Origin of the sequence: Rhizobium sp. PL01 (assembly GCF_033447125.1) — a bacterium.
Taxonomy (GTDB): Bacteria; Pseudomonadota; Alphaproteobacteria; order Rhizobiales; family Rhizobiaceae; genus Pararhizobium.
This window is the reverse complement of the sequence record NZ_JAWQUM010000002.1, coordinates 55,946-80,470: the sequence shown is the minus strand read 5'-3', so window position 1 is coordinate 80,470 and position 24,525 is coordinate 55,946. Positions and strand designations below refer to the sequence as shown.

26 protein-coding genes and 1 pseudogene are annotated in these 24,525 nt (G+C 59.5%); 13 read left to right on the top strand and 14 right to left on the bottom strand.

Translation table 11 applies throughout. The features are described 5' to 3' along the window. Positions 1-154 precede the first annotated feature (154 nt). Positions 155-370 (bottom strand): hypothetical protein, encoded by a 216-nt coding sequence (locus R6X40_RS04775; protein WP_318412395.1) that lies wholly within the window; start codon positions 368-370, stop codon positions 155-157. Here R6X40_RS04775 and R6X40_RS04770 point away from each other — a divergent pair. The 3 genes from R6X40_RS04770 to mobB are packed head-to-tail and all read left to right on the top strand — an operon-like array spanning position 321 to position 2,441. Then, positions 321-1,226, top strand: coding sequence for a DMT family transporter (locus R6X40_RS04770; protein ID WP_318411471.1), 906 nt, complete (start codon positions 321-323; stop codon positions 1,224-1,226). The genes R6X40_RS04775 and R6X40_RS04770 overlap by 50 nt on opposite strands. 25 nt (positions 1,227-1,251) lie before the next feature. Beyond that, positions 1,252-1,911, top strand: coding sequence for a molybdenum cofactor guanylyltransferase MobA (mobA, locus tag R6X40_RS04765; RefSeq protein WP_318411469.1), 660 nt, complete (start codon positions 1,252-1,254; stop codon positions 1,909-1,911). Then, the gene (gene mobB / locus R6X40_RS04760) at positions 1,908-2,441 is read left to right on the top strand and encodes a molybdopterin-guanine dinucleotide biosynthesis protein B (protein WP_318411467.1); all 534 of its coding nucleotides are present in this window, start codon (positions 1,908-1,910) and stop codon (positions 2,439-2,441) included. The genes mobA and mobB overlap by 4 nt, the downstream gene beginning before the upstream one ends. A 9-nt stretch (positions 2,442-2,450) precedes the next feature. Here mobB and R6X40_RS04755 read toward each other — a convergent pair whose 3' ends face one another. Both R6X40_RS04755 and R6X40_RS04750 read right to left on the bottom strand, forming a co-directional pair. Further along, a complete protein-coding gene (locus tag R6X40_RS04755; RefSeq protein ID WP_318411465.1) occupies positions 2,451-3,185 on the bottom strand; it encodes a polysaccharide deacetylase family protein in 735 nt (244 codons plus the stop codon). Between the two features lie 123 nt (positions 3,186-3,308). Beyond that, positions 3,309-4,475, bottom strand: a complete 1,167-nt coding sequence (locus R6X40_RS04750; RefSeq protein WP_318411463.1) for an OmpA family protein — start codon at positions 4,473-4,475, stop codon at positions 3,309-3,311. Between R6X40_RS04750 and R6X40_RS04745 the strand changes: the two genes are divergently transcribed. The 5 genes from R6X40_RS04745 (at position 4,383) to R6X40_RS04725 (ending at position 8,971) form a co-directional block, all read left to right on the top strand. Beyond that, positions 4,383-5,501 carry a hypothetical protein gene (locus R6X40_RS04745; RefSeq protein WP_318411462.1) on the top strand — a complete coding sequence of 373 codons (1,119 nt, stop codon included), beginning with the start codon at positions 4,383-4,385 and terminating at the stop codon, positions 5,499-5,501. The two genes, R6X40_RS04750 and R6X40_RS04745, sit on opposite strands and share 93 nt — an antisense overlap. 522 nt (positions 5,502-6,023) lie before the next feature. Next, positions 6,024-6,806, top strand: coding sequence for a transporter substrate-binding domain-containing protein (locus tag R6X40_RS04740; protein ID WP_318411460.1), 783 nt, complete (start codon positions 6,024-6,026; stop codon positions 6,804-6,806). A 113-nt stretch (positions 6,807-6,919) separates the two neighbouring features. After that, positions 6,920-7,723: an ABC transporter permease gene (locus tag R6X40_RS04735; RefSeq protein ID WP_318411459.1), complete on the top strand. Its 804-nt coding sequence runs from the start codon at positions 6,920-6,922 to the stop codon at positions 7,721-7,723. After that, entirely contained in the window at positions 7,720-8,550 is an 831-nt protein-coding gene (locus tag R6X40_RS04730; protein WP_318411458.1) for an ABC transporter permease, read from the top strand. The genes R6X40_RS04735 and R6X40_RS04730 overlap by 4 nt, the downstream gene beginning before the upstream one ends. A 154-nt stretch (positions 8,551-8,704) precedes the next feature. Continuing rightward, the gene (locus R6X40_RS04725) at positions 8,705-8,971 is read left to right on the top strand and encodes an usg protein (RefSeq protein ID WP_318411456.1); all 267 of its coding nucleotides are present in this window, start codon (positions 8,705-8,707) and stop codon (positions 8,969-8,971) included. 24 nt (positions 8,972-8,995) lie between these two features. Here the strand turns inward: R6X40_RS04725 and R6X40_RS04720 are convergent, their stop codons facing one another. Beyond that, a complete protein-coding gene (locus tag R6X40_RS04720; RefSeq protein ID WP_318411454.1) occupies positions 8,996-9,700 on the bottom strand; it encodes an SDR family oxidoreductase in 705 nt (234 codons plus the stop codon). Positions 9,701-9,803: 103 nt separating this feature from the next. After that, positions 9,804-10,529 carry a DUF2270 domain-containing protein gene (locus tag R6X40_RS04715; protein WP_318411452.1) on the bottom strand — a complete coding sequence of 242 codons (726 nt, stop codon included), beginning with the start codon at positions 10,527-10,529 and terminating at the stop codon, positions 9,804-9,806. A gap of 141 nt (positions 10,530-10,670) precedes the next feature. Between R6X40_RS04715 and R6X40_RS04710 the strand changes: the two genes are divergently transcribed. Further along, entirely contained in the window at positions 10,671-11,486 is an 816-nt protein-coding gene (locus R6X40_RS04710; RefSeq protein ID WP_318411450.1) for a class I SAM-dependent methyltransferase, read from the top strand. A gap of 8 nt (positions 11,487-11,494) precedes the next feature. Here the strand turns inward: R6X40_RS04710 and R6X40_RS04705 are convergent, their stop codons facing one another. Further along, positions 11,495-11,875, bottom strand: coding sequence for a GFA family protein (locus R6X40_RS04705; RefSeq protein ID WP_318411448.1), 381 nt, complete (start codon positions 11,873-11,875; stop codon positions 11,495-11,497). 243 nt (positions 11,876-12,118) lie between these two features. Between R6X40_RS04705 and R6X40_RS04700 the strand changes: the two genes are divergently transcribed. After that, positions 12,119-13,780: a hypothetical protein gene (locus tag R6X40_RS04700; RefSeq protein ID WP_318411446.1), complete on the top strand. Its 1,662-nt coding sequence runs from the start codon at positions 12,119-12,121 to the stop codon at positions 13,778-13,780. 54 nt (positions 13,781-13,834) lie between these two features. On the opposite strand, the gene R6X40_RS04695 is transcribed toward R6X40_RS04700, so the two are convergent. Then, entirely contained in the window at positions 13,835-14,803 is a 969-nt protein-coding gene (locus R6X40_RS04695) for an aliphatic sulfonate ABC transporter substrate-binding protein (protein WP_318411444.1), read from the bottom strand. A gap of 102 nt (positions 14,804-14,905) precedes the next feature. On the opposite strand from R6X40_RS04695, the gene R6X40_RS04690 reads away from it, so the two are divergent. Together R6X40_RS04690 and R6X40_RS04685 are read left to right on the top strand one after the other, a co-directional pair. After that, on the top strand, positions 14,906-15,931 hold the full coding sequence (locus R6X40_RS04690; RefSeq protein ID WP_318411442.1) for an NAD(P)-dependent oxidoreductase: 1,026 nt from the start codon (positions 14,906-14,908) through the stop codon (positions 15,929-15,931). Next, positions 15,931-16,637, top strand: a pseudogene (locus R6X40_RS04685) (DNA alkylation repair protein). Before R6X40_RS04690 ends, R6X40_RS04685 begins: the two are co-directional and overlap by 1 nt. Before the next feature lies 1 nt (position 16,638). Here the strand turns inward: R6X40_RS04685 and R6X40_RS04680 are convergent. From R6X40_RS04680 to R6X40_RS04670, 3 genes are all read right to left on the bottom strand, one after another. Further along, on the bottom strand, positions 16,639-17,127 hold the full coding sequence (locus R6X40_RS04680; protein ID WP_318411440.1) for an Lrp/AsnC family transcriptional regulator: 489 nt from the start codon (positions 17,125-17,127) through the stop codon (positions 16,639-16,641). Positions 17,128-17,192: 65 nt separating this feature from the next. Then, positions 17,193-17,840, bottom strand: a complete 648-nt coding sequence (locus tag R6X40_RS04675) for a uracil-DNA glycosylase family protein (RefSeq protein WP_318411438.1) — start codon at positions 17,838-17,840, stop codon at positions 17,193-17,195. Next, positions 17,828-18,424 carry a thermonuclease family protein gene (locus tag R6X40_RS04670; RefSeq protein ID WP_318411436.1) on the bottom strand — a complete coding sequence of 199 codons (597 nt, stop codon included), beginning with the start codon at positions 18,422-18,424 and terminating at the stop codon, positions 17,828-17,830. Before R6X40_RS04670 ends, R6X40_RS04675 begins: the two co-directional genes overlap by 13 nt. A gap of 127 nt (positions 18,425-18,551) precedes the next feature. Here R6X40_RS04670 and R6X40_RS04665 point away from each other — a divergent pair, with 127 nt between their 5' ends. Further along, positions 18,552-20,087, top strand: a complete 1,536-nt coding sequence (locus tag R6X40_RS04665; protein WP_318411435.1) for a HAMP domain-containing sensor histidine kinase — start codon at positions 18,552-18,554, stop codon at positions 20,085-20,087. A 7-nt stretch (positions 20,088-20,094) separates the two neighbouring features. Here the strand turns inward: R6X40_RS04665 and R6X40_RS04660 are convergent, their stop codons facing one another. The 4 genes from R6X40_RS04660 to R6X40_RS04645 form a co-directional block, all read right to left on the bottom strand. Next, positions 20,095-21,153: an ABC transporter ATP-binding protein gene (locus tag R6X40_RS04660; protein ID WP_318411433.1), complete on the bottom strand. Its 1,059-nt coding sequence runs from the start codon at positions 21,151-21,153 to the stop codon at positions 20,095-20,097. After that, positions 21,150-22,691, bottom strand: coding sequence for an ABC transporter permease (locus tag R6X40_RS04655; protein ID WP_412178342.1), 1,542 nt, complete (start codon positions 22,689-22,691; stop codon positions 21,150-21,152). Before R6X40_RS04655 ends, R6X40_RS04660 begins: the two co-directional genes overlap by 4 nt. 174 nt (positions 22,692-22,865) lie before the next feature. Next, entirely contained in the window at positions 22,866-23,885 is a 1,020-nt protein-coding gene (locus R6X40_RS04650) for an iron ABC transporter substrate-binding protein (protein ID WP_318411431.1), read from the bottom strand. 163 nt (positions 23,886-24,048) lie between these two features. After that, positions 24,049-24,465: a diacylglycerol kinase gene (locus R6X40_RS04645; RefSeq protein WP_318411429.1), complete on the bottom strand. Its 417-nt coding sequence runs from the start codon at positions 24,463-24,465 to the stop codon at positions 24,049-24,051. Positions 24,466-24,525 lie beyond the last annotated feature (60 nt).

Genomic DNA, 24,525 nt, shown 5'->3' with positions numbered 1-24,525 from the left:
ACGTCAACCTTATTCGCATCATGCGAAGGGCAGCGGAATTCCGGCACGATAGGCAGCGAAACTTAATAATTCGCCAAAAGATCCGGGGTTTATTCTTGCGATTAAAAAACCGGCAAGGCCATATTTCGCGGTTCTACAACGCGGATAGAAATGGCTATTCTTGCATTTCTGCCGTCAATTCGAACAGACGAACGATCGCAGTTGCATAAAAGAAATGCCGATGCTTTAGAGTTAGGCAAGACCAGCAGCGCAGACTTTCAGCCCGCCGCATCGCTGATTTGTAAAAACCGGGCAGCGATGAGAACGGACCTGTAAAAATAATGCAACCTACCGCCAATTTCCGCGGCGCCATTTTCATGTGTTTGGCCATGGCGGGCTTCACCTGCAACGACGCATTGATCAAATCCGTCACCGGCGTCATGAATGCCGGCCAGATCATGCTGGTGCGCGGCTTCTTCACGTCGGTTCTGGTGCTGCTGCTTGCCCGCCATTTCGGCGCCATGCGCTCGTTCCGCCTGGTGCGCTCGCCGGTTGTCGCCCTGCGGATATCAGCCGAGGTTGGGGCCTCGATCTCCTATATCTATGCGCTCGGCCAGATCCCGCTCGCCAACGCCTCGGCAATTCTGCAGGCGCTGCCGCTGGCGGTTACACTGGGTGCGGCACTGTTTCTCGGCGAGCCCGTTGGCTGGCGGCGGTGGCTGGCAATTCTCGTCGGCTTTGCCGGCGTGCTGATCGTTCTGAGGCCCGGACCTGACGGTTTCACCGGCGCAGCCCTTAGCGTCGTTGCGTCCGTCGTCTTCGCAGCGATCCGCGATCTCTGTACCCGTCGCATTGACCCAGCCGTACCGTCGCTGTTCATCTCCGTAATCACGGCAACGGTCATTACGCTAACCGGCGCCGTTCTGATCGTGCCGCTCGGCGGTTGGCAGCCGATGTCGATGACCTCGATCGGTATTCTGGCCGGTGCCAGCCTGCTGCTTCTTGTCGGCTACCAGTGTATAGTACTGGCCATGCGCAACGGCGAAATCGCCATCGTCGCGCCGTTCCGCTATACCAGCTTGCTCTGGTCGATCAGCATCGGCATCCTGTTCTTTTCCGAGGAGCCGGACACCTGGATGGTCACAGGTGTGGCGATCATCATCGCGTCCGGGCTTTATACATTCGCCCGCGAAAACAAGCGGCGGGCGGCACTGGCACGGCATTCGGACCCGGGATCGCCGAAATGACGGGATTGAAAGGCAGGACAAATCGATGAGTGCCTCGGCAAGCCAGTCGGCAAATCTCCCGCGCGGCGTCGTTCTTGCCGGAGGCCTGTCTTCGCGCATGGGTCAGGACAAGGCGGTGGTGATGCTTGGTGGCAAACCACTTGTCCATCATGTCATCGAACGCCTCGCCCCGCAGACGGCAGGCCTCAGCGTCAACAGTAACACAGACACCGGCCTGGACCTTGCTCCCGCTATCAGCGTTTTTGGCGATACCGTTCCAGGTTATGTCGGACCGATGGCAGGCGTGCTTTCGGGCATGCGCCATGCGGCAAGGCATTTTCCCGTGGCAAGTCACGTGGTCACCGTGCCGATCGACACGCCGTTCTTTCCAGCCGACCTTGTGGCGCGCTTTCAAGCGGCAATCACAGGGCCAGGCCAAATTGCCGTCGCCTATTCGGCCGGCATCATGCACCCCGTCTTCGCCCTCTGGCCGGTCGCCCTTGCCGATGAACTCGAACACTGGCTGGTGACCGACGACAAGCGCCGGGTGCGTGGCTTTATCGAACGTCATCCCATGGCAAAGGTCGAATTTCCCATGATCGAAACTGCGGATGGTCCGATCGATCCTTTTTTCAACATCAATACGCCGGACGACCTCGAAACCGCCGAACGCTGGCTGCAGCTTATCGAGGGGATGGAACAATGACAGAACCAACGCCGGGGCCAAAAGTCTTCGGGATTGCCGGCTGGAAGAATTCGGGAAAGACCGGCCTTGCGGTCCGGCTCGTCACTGAATTGACCCGCCGCGGCTACCGCGTCTCGACGGTCAAACACGCCCACCATGATTTCGACATCGACAAGGTCGGTGCGGACAGCTTTCGCCATCGCGAGGCGGGCGCCCATGAGGTGACCATCGTCTCGGGCACGCGCTACGCCATCATGCACGAATTGCGCGGAGCACCGGAACCGACTTTCCCGGAAATCCTTGCACGCCTTGCGCCGTGCGATCTGGTGCTGATCGAAGGTTACAAGCGCGAGCCGATCCCGAAGATCGAGGCGCGCCGGCTGGAATCAAAAAATCGCGAGCCCCTCGCCCCGACCGATCCGCACATCGTCGCGATTGCCGCAGATCACCCGGTCGAGGATCGTGACCTCATCCTGTTCGATCTCGACGACACACTGGCCATCGCCGATTTCATCGAGCACACAACTGGATTGGCAAAGCAGCCAGCATGATCTGTGCAATCAGTTGGTGGTTTCGTCGCTGCCATCTTCGGTCGCATCATTGAGGCGAACGAACGTATAGCCCTTGGCCTTCAGGTCCAGTATACCCTTGACGACACCAGCACCGGCGGCATGGGTCGGCTGGTTGATATGGGCGATGATCACGTCACCGTCTTTGGCGGATGCAAACCGTTTTTCCGCAGCTCCCGCACCCAGCAGCGAACCGCCATCGCCGTTGACCGAATAGCCGGCAATGCGAAATCCCATCTGCCGGATCTGACCGATCGATGACAGGCTGTATTTCGCCGTTGCGCCGCGAAACCAGTGCGGCTGTAGTCCCTGCCCCACGATCGCTGCAGCACCGCCCGCCACTTCCGTTTCGAGAGACTGCGGGCTACCGGCGGCCGCGATGCCATAGATCGACACCGGGTGATCGACGGCCGGCACATGCATCGCCCCGTGATTCTCGATCTCGAACAGATCCGGATACGCCTTGAAGACGGCCATCGTGGCGGCGTTGCGCTTCAACCAGCGCGCCGTCACGAAAATGGTCGCAGGGATACGGTTGTCGATCAACGTCGACAGGATGCGCTCGTCCGTCTTACCGCTGCACGCATCGAATGTCAGGGCGACCCGCGGCGCTGCTCCCTTACTCTGGCTTTCGAGCCGCAGTTGTGGCTCTACCAGCCGCGTTGCGGCAAGCGCGACATGGCCAGCCGAAACGCTGATCAGAAATGCGGAGAGAAGGGTTTTCATCGGAAACTCACAATGCGATCCGGCAGCAATACCAGAGGATACGTAAACGCCATGCAAAACGGCCCGGCGCTTCCGCACCGGACCGTGTTCAGCGGCATCTCTATCTGAGAGACCCGACTATGGCTATTTCTGGGCCACCGGACGCACCAGTGGCGTCACGCGACGGATTGTCACGCGACGGTTCTGCTGTTCGGCAACCTGCGTCTTCACCTTCAGAAACCGCTCGCCATAACCCTGCGTCACCAGGTTTTCCGGCGGGATTCCGTAGACGTCGGTCAGGAGTTCGGCCACCGATTCGGCGCGCTGGTCGGACAGCACCAGATTGGGCTGATCCTTGCCGACGGCATCGGTGTGGCCCTCGATCAGGAAGGTCTCGCCCTGGTCCTTTTTCAGCACCTCGCTGATGGCGTTCGCCACCTTGCGCAGTGTCTTTGCCTGGGCAAGCGGCACTTCCGCGCTGCCCGTGGCAAAGGTGATCGTGTCCAGATCGATACGGCGAACCTTGTCGCGCAGACGGGCCGAATATTTGACCTCATCGATCGAATAGACGCGCTCCACCTGTTCGACCGGTGGTTCCGCCAGGAAGTCGTAATAGTCACGGTCCGGTTCGCTCGATGTATCGATGATATAGTCGCGAACCGGAATGCGCAGGCGCATCGGCGGCAGCTCGTAGCCGATGTCGCGGATGCGCGGCGGACGGTCAGCCTCCGGTTCCGGCGCATAGACCATCAGATATTCCTCGCCGTCGCGATCGATGCGCGAGCGCTGGATGATATCGCCATAGCGGTCATAGACCGTCACCAGCCTTGAACCATTCGGGCGGACGATCGTTTCGCGAACACGGCCGCGCGAAAGCTCTTCATAATAGCTCTCCTCCGAATCGCGGCGCAGGCGCGGACGGTCATCATTGCGGATGATGATCTGGTTATCGACATTCAGAATCGTCCGGTTGTCGATCTGCTGCTGCACCACCACATTGGTAATGTTGTTGTTGATGACCGTATTGTTGACTGTATTGTTGGTCACGTTGTTGATGATCGTATTGTTCTCGATATTGGTCACACCCGGCGTCACGAACACCGGAACGGCGTCGAGCTTTTGACCTTCTTCAGTAATCCCGGCCTGAATGGTGGCCGGTTCGACGATGGCGATCGCCGCCTGGGAATCGGCATCGGTGGTTGGCGCTGCGACTGATTCTTGCTCGGCGCGCTGGGCTTCACGCAGTTTTTTGCGCTCGTCGCGGGCTGTCTGGCCACCGGAATTGTCGGCGTCCTTGTCACTGTCGAGCACGGCGGCGCCATCCTCGATCGGCAGCACGATCGTTTCGTCCGTCTTTGCCGGGTCAGCGGCGATCTCCTGCTTCTGTTCCGGCGTCGCGGTATCGACGATCTCCGGCACCACTGCGGGCACAACCGGCGTTTCGGTCGTCTGCTGCGGCTGTTCTACGGCTGGATTGGTGGCTGGATCGGTCTGTGGCTCGACAGCCGTTGCCGGCTGCTCTCCGGTTACAGGCGGCTCGCCTTCCACTGCCGGCTGCACGGCAGTGGCTGGGTCTGTGGCTGGCTGTTCCTGAGCTGGCTGCTGCTCCTGTGCCTTTTGCGCATCCTCGGCAGCCTTCTGTTCCGCAGCCTTTTGTTCGCCCAGCAGGCGCTGTTGTTCTGCAGCAGCAGCATCATCCGTTGCCTTCTGGCCAGCGGCTGCAGCATCATCAGCGGCCTGCTTTTCTGCAGCAGACGCATCATCGGCGGCCTTCTGCTCTGCGGCCTTCTGTTCGGCCGAGGCAGCGGCGCCAGCTTCGTCAGCAGCCTTCTGCTCGGCGGCCTGTTTCTCGGCAGCAGCTGCTGCTGCGGCCTCATCGGCAGCTTTCTGTTCAGTCGCCTGCTGTTCGGCGGCGGCCGCCGCAGCGGCTTCATCCGCAGCCTTCTGCTCGGCGGCTTGCTGTTCGGCAGCCGCACCAGCGGCAGCATCGTCAGCAGCTTTCTGCTCGGCGGCCTGCTGCTCGGCTGCAGCGGCAGCAGCGGCTTCATCAGCGGCCTTCTGTTCAGCAGCCTGCTGTTCGGCGGCCGCCGCAGCAGCGGCCTCATCGGCGGCTCTCTGCTCAGCGGCCTGCTGTTCCTGCACCTGACGCTGCTGCTCTGCTTCCTGCGCAGCCTGCTGTTGAGCGGCCGCTTCGTCGGCAGCCTGCTGTTCTGCGGCCCGCTGTTCAGCTGCCTGTTGCTCTGCTGCCTGCTGTTCTGCGGCTTGCTGTTCGGCTGCTCGTGCGGCTTCTTCGGCCTGCTGCTGCTGCTGTTGACGCAGCAATTCCTCTTCGTTTGACTGTGCCTGGCCCTGCGAGGGGTCCTCAGCCTGAGCCACCTCAAACGAGGACGCGAGATTCGCTGCCAGCGCCGGATGGAAAACCATCGAAGCCGACAACACGGGCATGGCAACTGTCGCGAAAAGTTTGGATCGAATACTCATATATTTCCTCCTTCAGAGGTCCCGTTTCGTCGTTTTCTACCGGGATGGCGTCTCCGCCTTCCACATTTGCCCCTTTGGACAGACCGAAGCGGTCAAAAAAAGGCGCAGCGGTTCAAATCAGCCAGAGACGATTATCGAAACCTGCATTAACTCAGCATGAATGTTCTGTTCATCCGCCGCAGACATAGGCTTCTCCCTTCGTCAGGCCAGTGCCGCGACATGATTATGTGCGGACATTTCATCAACAGACGCTGCTTTCCTGTTGATTTTTCCATTTAAAGCGTAGGAGTATCCCGCCAGCCCGATCGCAACGACGGTCGGCGTACCGGCGGCCGCGAAAAACAAGAAACCGGCTGTCCGCCAACAGAGAGGATCACAATGCGTATTTCCAGACGTCTCGCCATGGCCGCTTCGGCCGCCGTTTTCGCGCTGATGGCAGGCTCGGCCATGGCCGATGGCGAAAAAATCGTCATCGGTACGGAAGGCGCCTACCCGCCCTTCAACAAACTTGAAGCCGATGGCACGCTGACCGGTTTCGACGTCGATATTGCCAAGGCGCTTTGCGTCGAGATGAAGGCCGAATGCACCTTCGTCGCCCAGGATTGGGACGGCATGATTCCAGCCCTGGTCGCCAAGAAATTCGATGCCATCATCGCATCGATGTCGATCACGCCGGAGCGGCTTGAAAAGGTCGATTTCACCAACAAATATTACAACACCGGTCCGGCTATCGTCGTTCCGAAGGACTCGCCGATCACCGAAGCGACCGAAGCTGGCCTCGCCGGCAAGTCGCTCGGCGCGCAATCGTCGACCACCCACTCCAACTATGCCGAAGCCTTCTTCAAAGAATCGGAACTGAAGCTCTATCCGACCCCGGACGAGTACAAGCTTGATGTTGCCAATGGCCGCGTCGACGCCGTCATCGACGACGTCGTCGTTCTCACATCCTGGCTGAAAACCGCAGACGGCGCTTGCTGCAAGCTTCTGAAGGCCCTCAAGCCCGATCCGGAAATCAACGGCATCGGCGCTGGCATTGCTATCCGCAAGGGCGAAACAGCACTGAAGGATAAGTTCAACACTGCCATCGCGGCGATCCGCGCCAATGGGAAGTACAAAGAAATCAACGACAAGTATTTTGAGTTCGACGTTTACGGCGATTAATCTTACCTGTTGCTGAAATATGATGGCGGAGGGCTTGCCCTTCCGCCATTCTTGTTTGACAACGCACAATAACAATAAGCGCGCCGTAACGCCGTACAGGGGAAATCAGACTTATGCAGGCTGCTTTTGCTGCCCTCTCTTCCATTGTGTCTTGGTTTGCCAGCATGATCGATCCGATGTGCGGCCCGATCGGTGTCTTCCGGCTTTTCGCAGAAGGTACGCTTTTAGCCTGTGGCGACACCGGCTGGGGCGACGAGATTGCGTATGGCTTCATGATCACGGCCAGCCTGGCGATCTGCACCTTGCCGATCGGATTGTTCTTCGGATTCTTCATTGCCCTGGCAAAACAGTCCGAGGAAAAATCGCTGCGGCTTGCGACCAATATCTATACGACCATCTTCCGCGGTCTTCCGGAGCTTCTGACGCTGTTCATCGTCTATTACGGCCTGCAGATCGTTGCCCAGCAGGTGATGACGGCCGTCGGCTACGAAGGCCCGGTCGAGATCAATGCCTTCATTGCCGGCATGATCGCGCTGGGCGTTGTCTTCTCCGCCTATTGTTCTGAAGTTCTGCTGTCGGCATTCAAGGCCATTCCACGCGGCCAGTATGAAGCCGGCGACGCGCTGGGCTTTCACCGTGGCAAGACCATGCGCTTGATCATCCTGCCGCAATTGGTGCGCATCGCGCTGCCCGGCCTCGGCAATCTCTGGATGGCACTGTTGAAGGACACGGCGCTTGTCTCGGTCATCGGCCTGCCGGACATCCTGCGCCAGACCGGCGTTGCCGCACGCGTCACGAAGAATGCGTTCGAGTTTTTCTCGATCGCCTGCCTGCTGTTCCTCATCCTGGCAATGCTCTCCTCGCTTGTATTCTCTGCCCTTGAGCGCTGGACCAAACGTTCGGAGACCGTCCGATGAGCCATGCTGAAACCATGCTGCCTGCGCTGCCGCCACCGCCCGAAGCGCTGAAACGCTATACGCTGTCCCGCTTGATCGGCCACATCTTGCTCGGTGTCTGGCTGGCTGCGTCCGTCGGCATCTTCCTGTTTGCCGTCGAGTCCTGGAGCCCCGAAAAATTCACCAAATACGGCCCGAGCTTTCTGTCCGGCCTGCGCGTGACCCTGACACTCGTCGCCATCTCCATCGTGCTCGGCGGTATTCTTTCCCTGCCGATCGCCTATGGCCGAATGACCAAGAACAAGGTGCTCTCCTGGATCGCCTATGGGTACGTCTACTTTTTCCGCGGCACGCCGCTGATCACGCAGCTCTTCCTCGTGTATTACGGCCTCGGCAGCTTCCGTCCCTATCTCGAGGCAGTCGGGCTGTGGTCACTGTTCAAGGATGCTTGGTTCTGCGCGCTCTTTACCTTCACGCTCAACACAGCAGCATACCAGGCCGAGATCCTGCGCGGCGCAATCGAAAGCGTACCGCGCGGCCAGCACGAGGGGGCGGCTGCCCTCGGTCTGCCAAAGAGTGTCGCCTTCTTCAAGATCATCCTGCCGCAGGCGATGATCGTCGCGCTGCGTCCCTATGGCAACGAAATCATCCTGATGATCAAAGGCTCTGCCATCGTGGCGATTGTCACCGTGTTCGACCTGATGGGCGAAACACGCCGCGCCTTTTCACGCACTTATGATTTCCAGATGTATCTGTGGGCAGCCGTCCTCTATCTGATCATGGTCGAGGTGCTGCGCAATCTCTGGGCCTGGATCGAAACGCGTCTCACCCGCCATCTGAAGCGTTGATGTGCGAAAGAGTTTGGCAGCACTCGACATGTCATGCTGCCAAACGATTGTTTCTGAACGGTATTTTGTTTTTCCGTGAAGCATTGTTAATAGCAGATTAACCAATCCCGTGCTTCAATCGTAGGGACCATCATTGAACAAGATGAGGTCCGACATGACAAACGAAATGGAACTGCAGCTCAAAGGATACGGCCTGACCACCGCCCAGATCCTCTACCGGATGCCCGATCATCCGGCTTTCCTGCAGACCTATATCTGGCAGCACTACGATCTGGCGCCGGAATTTCCGGAAATGAAGAGTTTTCTCAAATTCTGGCAGGAAAAGCTCGAAGGCCCGCTGCATTCGGTGCGCTACGTCCACCGCAAGCTGATCTCGGCAACGGACTGGCGGGCGCTCAAGGGCGAGTTCATCATCAACTGATGCCTCGCCCCTAAACCTTGAAATTTACACCGACCGGGTAATGCCGCCGTCGATGCGGATGTTCTGGCCTGTGATGTAACCGCCGCGGTCGGTCGCCAGCAGCGCCACCAGTTCGGCCACTTCTTCCGACGTGCCGTAGCGGCCCATCGGGATGCGCAGGCGCCGCTCCTCGGTCTCCGGCAGGCTGTCGATGAAGCCCGGAAGCACGTTGTTCATGCGGATGTTATCGGCAGCGTATTTGTCGGAAAATAGCTTGGTGAAGGCGGCAAGACCCGCGCGAAAAACGCCTGATGTCGGAAACAGCGGATCGGGCTCAAAGGTGGCGTAGGTGGAGATATTGACGATGCTGCCGGATTTTTGCTCCAGCATGATCGGCGTAACCAGCCGTGTCGGGCGAACGACGTTGAGGAAATAGACGTCCATGCCTTTGTGCCAGTCGTCGTCGCTCAAATCGAGAACCGCCGCGCGCGGCCCGTGACCGGCCGAATTGACCAGTGCATCCACCCTGCCCCATTTTCCATAGGCCGCATCCACAAGGCGCTTCAGGTCATCGTTCGACTGGTTGGAACCAGTGACGCCGATGCCGCCGAGTTCCTGCGCCAGCGCCTCGCCCTTGCCCGAGGACGACAAGATGGCGACGTGATAGCCCTCCGCCGACAGCCTGCGCGCCGAAACAGCCCCCATGCCGGACCCGCCCGCCGTTATGATTGCAACCTTCTGATCAGTCATCGTCGTCTCCCTCATCTCAATGAAGGCGCGATAAAATCAGCCCCCGCGACAGATCACAATCAAGAAATCCTGCATCTGCTATCAGTGCCTCTGTCTTGCAGGGTCACACATGCACTTCCCCATGCGCCAGCTCCCCTTCGCCGGGCTCCTTGTGAAGCGCCGCATAGACCATCAGGGCGTAGAACACGCAGACAACGCCGATCACCAGCCAGCCTGGAACGGGCCCGAGTGCCGCATTGGCCGCCGCTTCAGCAAGCGAATCCACCTTGCGCGCCGGACCACCTTCGGCCTGCAGCACCGGCGATGAGATTTTCAGCGCCCAGGCGAGAAGCAGGATCAGGTACATCCAGCAGTAATTGCGCCGCAACCGCCGGCAGACAGCCTCCCGGTAGCTCATCAGGAAAGCGGGACGGCGCAGACTGTCGGCAATTGGCGATGCCCAGTTGGCTGAAAACGATGCCTGTGGCGACAGCATCTGGGCGAAATAGCAGCGCTCGATCTGGCGGACCCGGGCCCTGTAGACATCGAAGAACCGGTAGCGCCGCGCCTCGATGAACAACAGCAGCGTGACCAGAAGCATGGCAAACAGAAGCACGCCGTGATGCGAAGCGGGTGTCGACAGCGACACGGATAAAAGCGCTGCCACCACGGTGATCGCCCAGTTGGACGTCCGGTCGATGCGGTCACGCCATCCGGCCATACGCCCCATTTCACCGCGATAATAGTGAATGAGCGCGGTGATCGTCTCCCCCGGCGTGGCCGGCAAAGGCGGGCTTTTCGGATCGGCATTGTCCTTGAGAAGCCCGATCGGGCTGAATTCCGCAGCCATGGTCATTTCCTCCGGATTTTTTGTTGTTTTGCCCATCATGCGCCCAATCTCAATGGCGACCAACGGTTTTCCGGGCGCAAACGCCTGCGAATGCTGGTTTTCGCATTGCCAAACGCCTGCTCGCGCCGTAAAGACGCCGCCATGCAGAAGATCGATGAAGAAGCCCTCGCCGAAGCCTATAACCGCGCGCTTGCCCTGGAGAAATCCGGCGACGTCGAGGCGGCTGTCAAAGCCTATGAAGAAGTTCTCGTGATCGATCCCGACGATCACGGCGGCGCAGCCGTCCGCATCGCGTCGATGGGTCGCGGCGAAACGCCCGACAAGGCGCCCGACGCCTATGTCGCTACCCTGTTCGATCAGCATGCCGACGTATTCGAAGACGTGCTTGTCGAACAGCTTGAGTATCACGTGCCGATGCTGGTGCGTCAGCGCCTGCAAACCTTGAAGCTCGGCCCGTTCGTCCGAGTGCTCGATCTCGGTTGCGGCACGGGCCTGACCGGCGGCGCGCTGCGCGACATGGCCGATGACATCACCGGCATCGACCTGTCGGAAAACATGGTCGAAATCGCCCACGAGAAGGACGTCTACGAGACGCTCTACGTCGCCGAAGTCGTCGATTTTCTTGAAGACAATGACGACGAGCCCTTCGATCTCATCACCGCGACCGACGTCCTGCCCTATCTCGGTGCGCTCGAAGCCCTGTTCTTCGGCGTCGCCGAAAACATCAATGCTGGCGGCCTGTTCATCTTCTCAAGCGAAACCCTGCCCGCAGACACCTTCGCAGGACGCTCCTTCATGGTCGGCCCGAACCAGCGTTTCGCCCATGCCGAAAGCTATGTCCGCGAACGCCTCAATGCGATCGGCTTCGATGTCGTCGAATTGACGGACATCACCGTGCGCAAGGAAGAAGGCGAACCGATCGCCGGTCATTTGGTGATTGCCAAGTTCCGCGCCTGACACCGCTGTCAGGCGTCGTGAACTTCCGGCAGTTCGTACCAGTCGCCTTTGAACTCCTTCAGGATGTTCTTGACGATCCGCTTGCCGGTGTCGCCATCGATGACACCGGCGGAGACCATCAACAGATCGGTGCCGATATTGTCCTTGAAGAGCCGGCTGCCGCAGGTCGAGCAGAACCCGCGCCGGGCCTTGTCCGAATAGCCATACCATTGCAACGTGCCATCAGCCTCGAACCGCACGTCGCCGCGTGGTGCGCCGATCACCGCCATGTAGTTGCCGTGCGCCTTGCGGCAATCGCCGCAATGACAGCAGAATACACCCGCGGACTCCACCGGAATTGAAAATTTGACGCCGCCGCAGCGGCACGAAGCATTCAGTCGATCGGCCATGGATTACTGTCCTTCCTCAGGTAGGCAGCCGCAACGCGGCCGCCAGGAGGGACATACGGCGCAAAGCCCGGGCTTCAAGCCTTGCTCTCAAGCAATCATCGCCTCCCCAGCAACAGGCACGGCTAATTTATTCTCGAAAAATACAATCACAGATTGATAGTACAATCTATTGATGCAGGCGGTTTATGGACACCAGCCAACTGTCAACCTTACGTTACAACCACAACTTAAGGGGGAATATTCATGGAGATTTTTTTAACCTGGCTCACCAGCGCGGGCGGCATTTTCGGCCTTTTGATCACCGGGATTAAAAATGTTCTCGGTCTTGAGCCACTCGCTTTGCTGGTTGCACTCCTGACCCCGAGCCTGTTGCTTTACAGCCGGCACGAAGTCCGGCTTCGCCGCCTGCGCTCGATCAAGGATTTTCTGATCTCGTTTGGCACCGACAACGAACGAAGCCTCAACGCCGCCAATGCTGCCCCGCTTCCGGCCGACGCCGCCACCCCCGGGGCAAACGTTCGATTGACCAACAATCCCTCCTTCGAATTCGTGAAATCCAAGTACATTTCGGACCTGCAGGTCCAGGATCCCCCCGAGGGCAAGCCGTTTAACGCGATGAACGACATCGATCAGATTGACTGGATCATCAAAAGCATTGGCAATTTTGGCTCGCGCGGCGACTGGAGGATCTTTCTATCTGCGATCGGCTTCATCCTTTTGTGCTATTTCGGCTTTTCCGCCCTGTTCAACACCCTCTCGTGCGGTCTGGGCGCAGCCGTATGTTGTGCGCCCAGCGCTGCTGCCTGTGTCGAATCGGCAGACAGTTACGGCAATTGGCACCAACTGCGCGTGATCGGTTCGCTGGCCTTTGCCGGTGCCTTTATCGCAGCGGTCCGCAACTTCGTCCGTTCGGTCGCCGTCTTCGACCTGTCACCCTACACATTCCTGCGGCACACGGCCGAAATCGTCGCGTCGGTGATTTTCACCATCGTGCTGTTTGCTGTCTTTCGCGACCCGATCAGCGGGATCACCAACTTGGTCGCCGGCATTCTGCCATCCGCCTCTGCCCCCACAACGCAAACGGCGGCGCCGTCAGCCGTGACGGCAACCGGTAATCACATCCAGCCCATATGGTTCGGCCTTGCGCCGCTGCTTGGGCTTTTGCCGCAAAGTGCGACGAAATTCCTGCTGATGAAGTTCCAGAACCTGATCAGCTGGATCAAGACAACCGATGACCGGTTCATCAATGTCACAAAAATCGTCTCGCTCGATATTATCGATGGTATCGATTACGAGACCCGCTTCCGTCTGGAGGGATGCGGTATCTTCGACGTTCAGAATCTCGCCACCTACAATCCCATCATGCTGCACATCGAATCGCCATACGGCATCTATCAGGTGATCGACTGGGTCGCGCAGGCGCAGCTCTGCCATATTCTCGGCCCGGAAAAATTCCTTATCTTCCGCGAGCTGAACATCCGCACCATCTTCGATCTGGAAAGGGCGATCGGCAGCAAGCAGTCGGTCAAAGCCTTCGATGAGATTTGCGCCGGGGTCCTGCTGGCCTCGACCAGCAGCCTGCGTGAAACGGTGAAGATCAGTGCGACAAAACCGATCACGATGGATCCGGACAAATCCCAAGCCGTCGACGCCGATGCCTATTGCATCTGGGCACGCCAGAAAATGCAGCGAGACGACGATTCCAAGGCGACCGAGCATGTCCTCAGGTGGATTGCCGACGATCTGCATGTCCGCCGCCTCCGCCGCCTCTGGCTTGATATCTCCGCAAGCCTTGGCCCGGAGGCCGAATACCTGCCGGATAGTGTCGACGCAAAGAATGCGACTAGCGCCGGCGCGGCCGAGGGCACCCCGCTTTTACCCGTAATACCAGTACCGGCTCAATAAAATATGGTTGAAAACGGCGCCTCAAAGCGCCGTTTTCATTGCTGACAATAGGATTCAGCTCGCCCGCCCTTTCCAGACGATATCGCTGACCGTCAATTGCTTCGGGATGATCTGCAGCTGGTAGAACTCGTCGGCCAGCGCCTGCTGATAGGCAACTGCGTCCGGCCCGAGCGTGGAAACATTCGCCAAGCTGAAATCCTTGCGCGTCAGGACAATACGCTGGATGTCTTCCGGCACACCGGTGATCTTCGACAGCGCCGCCACGGTGCCATCGAGATCGTTTTGCGCTGCGGCCCCAACCTTGGCCAATTCGTCAAAAATTTCACCCAAAACATCGCCATGCGCCGCGGTAAAATCGCCATTGCTGAGGAAATAGCTCCAGGAATCGACGATCCCTTCGGCCGTGGTCAAAACCCGTGTACCCTCATCCTTTTCGGCGACGGCAAAATACGGATCCCAGATCGACCATGCGTCGATCTGCTTGCTGGCGAAAGCCGCCGCTGCATCCGACGGCGAGAGATCGGCAGCCTCGATGTCGGCGATACCGAGACCGGCCTTGCGCAGGGCCTTGACGGTGAAATTATGCGCGCTCGATCCGCGTTTGAAGGCGACGCGCTTGCCCTTGAGGTCGGCCACCGTCTGAAATGGGGAATCCTTGTGCACCAGAATAGCCGTGCCTGCCGACGAGCCCCTGTAGGTGCCGGCATAGAGCAGGTTGCCGCCTGCGGCCTGGGCAAACAGCGGGGGTACGTCACCGGTCGGGCCGAAGTCGATGGCACCGGCGCCAAGCGCCTCAAGCAGCGGCGGGCCGGAGGAAAACTCTGCCCAGGCAATCGCGATGCCGCGATCGGCAAAGCGCTTTTCCAGCGCGCCCGTTCCTTTGGCCAGCGCCAGAACGCCATTCTTCTGCCAGCCGAGGCGCAATTCCTTGAGCGGTGATGCCGAAGCGCTGCGTGCCGTAGGCAGGACCGCTACTGCTGCCGCTGCGCCCAAAAGCGACAGTGTCTGTCTGCGGGTAAACATGGACTTCACCTCTCCTGTTGTGCCTGCCCGGCTGTCCGGCAGGGCCTTCGGCAACAAGAATGAAGAAAACTATATTTTCTATCGACATTATATTTATCTTAAATGAGGACGTTGCGGCAAAATTTGCGACGCCTGACCCGGTTCTGCCGGAAAACGGTTTCGAAACCGGTTTTGGCAGGATGCAATCATCACAGGCCTTCCCCGCCCCATCCGCATCAGCTAAGTCTCGATCAAAAGGAATTTCAGGAGCTTTTTTTAATGGCAAAAGTCGCGTTCATTGGTCTTGGCATCATGGGGTATCCGATGGCCGGTCACCTCAAGGTCAAGGGTGGCCACGACCTGACGGTCTATAACCGCACCGCCGCGAAAGCTGGAAAATGGGCAGAGCAGTTTGGCGGACGCGCGCTAGCGACGCCTGCGGAAGCGGCCGATGGCGCCGATTTCGTTTTTTGCTGCGTCGGGAATGACGATGACCTGCGCTCGGTGACAACAGGCAAGGACGGTGCCTTCGAAACGCTGAAGGCCGGCGCCATTTTCATCGACAACACCACCGCCTCGGCCGAGGTTGCCCGCGAACTCGATGCGGCAGCGACAGCCCGTGGCGCCCATTTTATCGACGCCCCGGTCTCGGGTGGCCAGGCTGGCGCTGAAAACGGCGTGCTGACGGTGATGTGCGGCGGCGACCCGGATATATTCGAGCGCGCCAGACCGGTCATCGACGCCTATGCCCGCATGGTTGGCTTGATGGGACCGGCGGGTTCCGGCCAGTTGACCAAGATGGTCAACCAGATCTGCATCGCAGGCCTCGTCCAGGGCCTTGCCGAGGGCATCCACTTCGGCAAACAGGCCGGCCTCGATATCGAGAAGGTCATCGAGGTGATTTCCAAGGGTGCTGCTGGTTCCTGGCAGATGGAAAACCGCCACAAGACCATGAATACAGGCAAATACGATTTCGGCTTCGCCGTCGACTGGATGCGCAAGGATCTCGACATCGTGCTGACCGAAGCGCGCAACAATGGCGCCAGACTACCGGTGACGGCCCTTGTCGACCAGTTCTATGCCGACGTGCAGGCTGAGGGCGGCAATCGCTGGGATACATCGTCGCTTTTGGCGCGGTTAGAAAAATAATGCTCACGCCATCTTCGCCCGCAGACGCAGTCATTGCGCATCTGAAAACACAGGGCGGGGAGAAAAACCTTGCAGAAATGGCGTGGTTCGGCATCAAGACGGCAAACTGCGCTCGGGATATCGACCCCGGCGCTCAGGCAGATTGCCCGGGTGATCAATCGTGATCACCCACGCGCCCTCACCCTATGGGACAGCGATATCCGCGAAGCCAGGCTGCTGGCCGCCCTGACTGCGGAGCCACGAAAGCTGACGCTCGAGACTGCCAAGCAATGGGCCGGTGATTTCAATTCCTGGGAAATCGTCGACAGCGTTGCCGACCTGTTTGTCAACGCCCTGCTGGAAGCACGCCTGATCCCGGAATTTGCCGCCGATGAACGGGAATTTGTCCGTAGGACGGCTTTCAGCATGATCGCCGTTGCCGCCGTTCACATGAAAAGGGAACCGGACGAGACAATTCTCGCCTGGCTGCCGCTGATAGAAGCCCACGCGGATGATGAACGGAACTTCGTGAAAAAAGGCTGTAAACTGGGCGCTTCGTGAGACGGGAAAACGCAGCACTGGCTGCCATGGTCCCGCACTGTCAGTGGCGCAGACATTGGCCGCACGGCCGGACCGCGCAGCCCGGTGGATCGGCAAGGACGCTGTCCGTGAACTCACGAGCAGCGCCGTCTTGCAGAGGCTGGGCCTCCAGCCGTTGCCAAGCTGACTCAGTCCTCGCTGGACTTCGCCTGGTCGATCATCATGTAGTCGAGCGGCAGCTGCGTCGTATATTTGATCTGCTCCATAGCAAAGACCGACGACACGTCACGGATTTCGATCTTGGTGATCAGCCGCTTGTAGAAAGCGTCATAGGCGGCGATATCGGGCACGACCACGCGCAGCAGATAATCGACATCGCCGCTCATGCGGTAGAATTCGACCACTTCCGGAAACTCGCCGACCACCTCGGAAAAGCGCTTCAGCCATTCGATCGAATGGGTGTTGGTGCGGATCGATACGAACACCGTCACCTTGGTGTTGACCTTGACCGGATCCAGCAGCGCAACCCGGCCCCGGATAACGCCATCCTCTTCCATCTTTTGGATGCGCCGCCAGCAAGGCGTGGTGGACAGACCGACTTTTTTAGCCAGATCAGCAACGGCGAGCGTGGAATCCTCCTGCAACAGGCGCAGGATTTTGCGGTCAAGACGATCCATGAAGAGCCTCCTTCGAATATTATTCTCTCTATAGCGCTAAATTCATCAAAAGAAAGAAAATTGTTTCAAATCACCAATTTTGACACGCGTTCGCGCAGCACAGGCAGGACATCGGCCGCAAACCACGGGTTTTTCTTCAGCCAACCGGTATTGCGCCAGCTCGGATGCGGTAGGGCCAGCACCGGCGGCCCCGTGTTGGAGCCCAGATGCGCGCGCCAGTTGCGCACCGTTTCGGTCATCGTGGCAGCCCGGCGTTCGCCCAGATGCCAGCCTTGAGCATATTGGCCTATGGCGAGCACAAGCTCGATCTGCGGCATTGCGTCCATTACCTGCTGGCGCCAGCGTGGTGCACATTCCCGGCGCGGCGGCAGGTCGCTGCCATGGGCGTCATACCCCGGAAAACAGAAGCCCATCGGCACAATGGCAAAGAGAGTGGGATCGTAGAACTGCTCGCGCGTCACGCCGAGCCACTGGCGAAGCCGGTCGCCCGACGCATCGTTGAACGGCAGGCCGCTTTCATGGACACGCAACCCGGGCGCCTGACCGGAAATCAGGATCCGCGCCGCCGATGAAATCACCGCGACCGGGCGAGGCTCGTGCGGCAACCGGTCGTCTGGACCGCGCGCCGGCGCGTCACGACAGATCCGGCAGGCCGCAATCGCCGCCCGCAAATCTTCCAGCTCATCCACCTGCCCGTCCGTTATTCCGTCCATAGCATCGATACCGCATTCCCAACCCAGTCACTGATCCGCGAAATTGCCGTACCCAGCCAGCCCTCCGGTATATGGGGCATTTCGTCCATTCCGCCATGGGTCTGGCGCCAGGTGCGCGGCGCATCGAACGTACCGGCCCACAAACCAAGCCGTTTGTGCCTGGCAACAGCCTCCTCGACCTCATAATCTCCGAATGCGATGGCATAGCCACCATCCACCATCGCCGCGTTCAGGTCGCGGTTTGAAACCCTACAGACAGCGAGAAGCCGCCCGTATTTATCGCTGCCATCCGCGTCGCATGTGGTTTGGGCGTCGCCAATCAAGGCTGCCAGATGGAGTTTGGCCTCGATACCGCAGGGCCAGTCCCCTTGTTCGCGCTGGCAAACCTGCCGCAACTCAGGGGCATCGATGCCAACAAGCCGAACACGCTTGCCGTCAAGCACCAGCGTATCGCCATCAACGACCCGCGCGCGTCCGGACATTGCCTCCTGCGGCCCCTCAAGCCGCACCACCACGAGACCCAGAAACAGCAGGATCAGCGCGGTCAGCAGGAGGTCACGAGTGATCCGAAGCATGTTTTTCATGGCTGCCCTTGCGACGTCTTCCCGTTGGTTTACGCTACGGGATGGGAGCGGAAAAACAGGAAATCGCAGCAACTTCTTAAGGATTCCCCCTTAAAGTTCAACGGATTCCGTTAACGCGTATGAGATCATGAGCAAGGGCGTCAGCACCTCGACCGACAAGAATATCGTCGACAAATCGCGCAGCCATCGCAACACGGCTGTGTCGAAAGCCGTGCGTACGACCCGCGAGCGCCTGCAGGCCGGTCCCTCGAATGCGTCCGGCTTCGACAAGGAGATGCTCGGGCTTCACGTCGACACAATGCTGCAGGGCGCCATCGCCATGCCGCTGTTCATCATTTTGGTCACCGCTATCGGGGTATACCTGTCGCAAAAGCTGGATCTTGTCGCTTGGTGCGTGGCGGCTCTGTGCGTCAATGCCATCGGCATTCTTCTGGCCCGCCGGGCAAAAGCGATCGACATCACTGCGGACAAAGTGTCCTCCTGGCGCAACCGCTTCCTTATCGTTCAGCTCGTCTTCGGCCTTTGCTGGGCAGCCTTCATCCTTCAAGATTGCGATACCTGCCGCGAAATTGACTTCGGCTTCTACAAGGCCGCAGTGTTGCTGATTGCGCTTGCCGTCACGGCGATGGGCACGTTCCTGCTGCGCAATGCACTGCTCTTCACATTCGCCCCGGTGGTTGTTGCGCTGGGCGTCCTGACAATGAGCACCGGTAATGCCGGCTACCTCGCCTTGACCTCAGTTCTCTCCGCAGCGCTGGTCTTCCTCGTCTTCGTGACCAACCGCATGCACCGTGGCAACGTGCACATCCTCTCGGTTCAAGCGGAGAAGGACGATCTGATCGCCGAACTCGAAGTGGCCAAATCGATGTCCGATGAGGCGCGCCGCCGCGCCGAGGAAGCCAATATGGCAAAATCGCGTTTCCTCGCCTCTATGTCACACGAGTTGCGGACGCCGCTGAACGCCATCCTTGGCTTCTCCGAAGTTATGTCGACGGAAGTGCTCGGCCCGCTCAACAATCCGATCTACAAGGAATATACCGGCGACATCCACCGCTCAGGACAGCATCTGCTCGATCTGATCAACGAAATCCTCGATCTTTCGCGCATTGAAGCCGGCAAGTACGACCTGAATGAAGAAGCCATCCATCTGTTGGAGATCACCGAGGATTGCATCGGCATGGTGCAACTGCGCGCCCGGACCAAGAATATCAGCATCACCGAACAGTTCGAATACGGCATGCCTTCGGTGTGGGTGGACGAAAAGGCGATGCGGCAGGTGATCTTGAACCTGTTGTCGAATGCCGTGAAATTCACGCCGTCCGGCGGCGAGATTTCCGTCAAGGTCGGCTGGACCGCCGGGGGTGGTCAATATCTGTCTATCAAGGACAATGGCCCGGGTATTCCCGAGGAAGAAATTCCGGTGGTTCTGTCCGCTTTCGGTCAGGGCTCGATCGCCATCAAGAGCGCCGAACAGGGAACAGGGCTCGGCCTGCCGATCGTTCAGGCGATCCTGGCCAAGCACAATGGCTACTTCATCCTGCGCTCGAAACTGCGCGAAGGCACCGAAGCCATCGCCATTCTGCCGTCAAAGCGCGTACTGCAAAGCGTTCCCGCCGTCGAGGATGCCCCAGCCGTCGAGCGCCGCAGGAAGAGCTTTGCCTAACTGACGCTCACTCGGGCAAAACATGCGCCGTGCCGTGAACGCTGATCCCGACCAGATCGCCAGGCTCGGGAATATCCGCGCCGACGCATTTGATCGACAGGAAATCCGGCATCGCCCGGTCGCTGCGATCGATTCTGACAAGAACCATGCAGTTGCCGCCGCCGAACTCCACATCATCGACGCGCCCGAACGGCCCCTCGATTTTGCTGCCTGCCGCCGCCGTCGTCAGCCGGATCTGTTCAGGACGCAGCATGACGGTCGCCTGCCCTGTTCTGAGACCAGCTTCGACGACCAGAGATCCCAGAGCACACTGCGCCCGCCCCGACGCAATACTGGCGTCAAGCAGGATGGCTTCGCCCAGAAAGGTCGCTGTCTCACGATCCTTCGGTTTGCCGTAAAGCGCGCGCGGCGAGCCAAACTGGACCAGCCGGCCTTGCCGCAGAACCGCGACCTGATCGGCAAACGATAGTGCCTCAGCCTGATCATGCGTGACCAGGATCGCAGTAGTGCCGGAGGCTTTCAGAACACGGGCCACAGCACGCCGCAGCGTATCGCGCAAGCCGGTATCCAGCGCCGAAAACGGCTCGTCGAGCAGCATAAGCCTTGGTTTGAGCGCCAGAGCGCGAGCCAGCGCCACGCGCTGCTGCTGGCCGCCGGAAAGCTGGTGCGGACGTCGCGTGGCCATGACTTCGTCAAGCTCGACCATCTCCATCAGATCGGCGATCCGCTTGCTGCGATCAGGCGCTTTTTTAGATAAGCCGAAGCCGATATTATCAGCAACAGTGAGATGCGGAAACAACGCGCCATCCTGCGAGACGATGCCGATGCCGCGCCGGTGGGCCGGAACAAGCAGCCCGTCACCCGCAAGCTTCTTTCCGTCTAGCACCAGCGACCCACTGTCCGGGGTTTCGAAACCGGCAATGATACGCAACAGCGTCGTCTTGCCGGACCCGGAAGGCCCGACAATCGCCGTGCGCCCGCCCGCCGCGATGCTCATGTCGATGGCGTCGAGCGCCACCGTCGGGCCGTAGGATTTGCTGATGGCATCAAGTGTCAGAAACGTCATTGTCCGGCTGCCCGTCTGGATTGCACGTAAAGAAGGAAAGTCAGCGGCAGCGACAACATCACCATCATCACCGCATAGGGAGCGGCGGCGACATAGTCGATCTCGCTGGTCAGCGACCAGAATTTCGTCGCCAACGTCTCGACGCCGGTCGGCGACAGCATCAGGGTCGCGGTCAGCTCGTTGGTAATGCCGAGCGCCACTAGCGCCGTGCTGGCCGCGATGCCGGGCGCCGCCAGCCGCATCGTCGTCTGGCGAACCGCCTGAAATGGCGTCCGGCCAAGCGCCATAGCGGCGCGCTCAAGCTCGACCGGGGCCTGCGCTATACTGGTGCGCAGCCCAACCATCGCGCGCGGTAGAAACAGCATGATATAGGCGAGGAACAATGTCGCGAATGTCTGGTAGAGGGGCAGCACCAGCCGCACGGTGATGGTCACCAGAGCCAGCGCCACCACGACGCCGGGCAGCGAACCGACATAATAGTGGCAGGCCTCGAGAATCCGCTGCAGCCTCCCGGGCGCCCGCACCGACAGCCAAGCCATCGGTGCCGCAGCAATCGTCGCCAGCATGCCGCCGGCAATGGCGAGAACGACCGTCTGGCCAAAAGCCCCGCCGACAAGATCGATCCGCCAGATTTCAGTGCCGCCAATATAGAGCCAGCGCGTCAGGGTGACGAACGGTACACCGATCGCCAGCGCCGCTGTGACAACATTGAGCACTAATGCGGGAATCACCATCCGGCCGAGCCGGCGCCGGTCGGCAGGCCGGGCTGCACCTGACCCCACCCGCGCATAGCGCTCGCCACCGCGCGCGAACGCCTCGATCACCAGCAGCAACAGGCAGCACGACACCAGAACCCCGGCCAGCATGTTCGCCGCCGGGCCGTTGAAGGCGGACTGAAACTGATCGACGATCGCCGTGGAAAACGTGTCGAACCGGATCATCACGTAGAGCCCGTATTCGGCGAGAAGATGCAGGCCCACCAGCAGCGAGCCACCGCAGATCGCCAGCCGCAACTGAGGGAGAACGGCGCGAAAAAACACCTGCCAGGGATTGAGGCCAAGCGATGCGGCCGCATCCTCGATCGCCGGGTCGAGACGGCGCAGCTGCGCCGCAACCGGCAGATAGAGAAATGGGAAATAGGCCAGCACCGAGACCAGCACACCGCCGGTCAGGCCATGCAGCCCGGGAACGAGGCTGATCCAGGCATAACTGTGCACGAAGGCCGGAACGGCAAGCGGCGCCACGGCCAGCAGCGACCACAGGCGCGCGCCGGGCAGATCGGTGCGCTCCGTCAGCCAGGCAAGCGCGACCGATAGAGCAATTGTCAGCGGCAATGTGCAGAGTTCAAGCAATGCCGTATTGATCAGCAGTTCGCCAACGCGGCCGCGAAAAATAAGCTTCGACGCGGTTTCCCAGCCGGTCTGCACCGAAATCCAGGCGATAAAGCCGAGCGGCATCAGGCTGACGAGCGACACGAAAGCGGCAACGATCGTGACCCAGAGATAAGGAACCCGGGAGCGCCCTTTGGCGGCGATGATCAGCCGGCGCAGGGCGGAGGCGGGCTCGGCAGGAAACGCGGTGGCGCTCAAAGTCTCTGCTTTCAAACCAAAACGACATTCGCAGCCACCTTTTCAAGCGGCTGCGAATGTCACCGGTAGTCCGGAATGACGATACCTAACCGGAGCGTTCCGTTCAGGTTTAGGTTCTGCCTATCACAGCAGACCGGCGTCCGTCATCAGGTCTGTGACTTTTGCGCTGTTGAGTGTGGCTGGATCGACCTTCGGGTATTGCAGATCCGAAAGCGCCGGCAATGCCGTGTTCGAGGCTTCGCCGTTGCCGACAGCATATTCGAACGAGGTGCCGTCACGCAGGATGCCCTGCCCGCCCTTGCCCGTGATCCAGGCGAGGAATTTCTGGGCATTTTCCTTGTGCTGGCTGGAGGCAAGCACGCCGCCGCCGGAAATGCTGACGAAGGCGCCCGGATCGTCGTTCTTGAAGAAGTGCAGAGCAACGTTCTTGCTGTTCTCGCCAGTCTTTGCCTGATCGCCGAAGTAATAATAGTGATAGATCACCGCACCTTCGACTTCACCGGCATTGACGGCCTTCATCGCGGTCGAGTTGCCCTTGTAGGCGGTGAAGTTCTCTTTCATCGCCTTCAGCCAGGATGCGGTCGCCTCTTCACCCTTGAGCGACAGAAGCGCGCTGACGATCGCCTGGAAATCGGCGCCCGACGGGGACGCTGCCCAGCGGCCCTTCCAGCTCGGATCGGCCAGATCAAGCATCGACTTCGGCAGCTTGTCTTCGGTCAGCTTGGTCTTGTCATAGGCAAACACGGTCGAGCGGGCAGCAACGCCGATCCAGTGGCCATTAGACGGCCGGAAGTTTTCCGGCACCTGCGCCAGCGTCTCAGCGGCCACAGGCTCGAACAGTCCGGCACCATCGACCAGCGACATGGCTGGGGAATTTTCTGTCAGGAACACGTCGGCCGGCGAAGCGGCCCCTTCTTGGACGATCTGGTTGGCGAACTCCATGTCGCCGCCCTTGCGCAGCGTCACCTTGATGCCGGTTTCCTTGGTAAAGGCTTCGGCCCAGGCGACGCCCAGGCTTTCGTGCTGAGCGTTATAGACGACGATACCGATGTCTTCCTGCGCCAGGGCAACGGTTGCACCCGTGCTGGCGAAAAGGGCTGCGAACGCGAGTGCGCCTGCTGAGCCTGAGAAGGAAATTGTCATGGAAACCTCTCCGAGTTTTCTGCGGACCAACATGTCCAGCGGCCCCGGTATATAATCATGATTTTTCGCGTCAACTTTGAATTAGCTGTCAGACAAAAAGAAACCGCTCAATTAAATTTGACTATTGAAGAGGGAATAAAATCACGACCTGTCGATTCACGCCTCAAACAGTGAAGAAATGCCTGAAAACCACGACATAGGCGACGTAACCGCCATTGGCGAGAATTATGCACAGGCAGGCGAGCGAGCCCAGATCCTTGGCATTCTTGCCCATATCGGAAATTTCCGGCGAGACCCGATCGACGATTTCCTCGATGGCCGTGTTCAGCGCCTCGAACGCAATCATCAGCAAGAACAAAACGAAGGCCGCGACATATTGGAAGAAGGTCGCGCCGGTGACGGCAAACGCTATCATCGCCACCGCGAAGGCCCCAAGTTCATGGCGGAAAGCGGCTTCGCCGAGCAAGCGCTTGGCGCCGCCAAAGGAATAGGTCGCGGCCGCAAAGAAATGCCGGATTCCCGTCAGTTTTTTTACCGGCTTCTCATTGGCCATTCGACGATAGTCCTCGTTCAGATACATGCTCGCTCCATACTCTGCAAAATGCCGCAAGGAACACGCGATACTGACATCAGCCTGAAT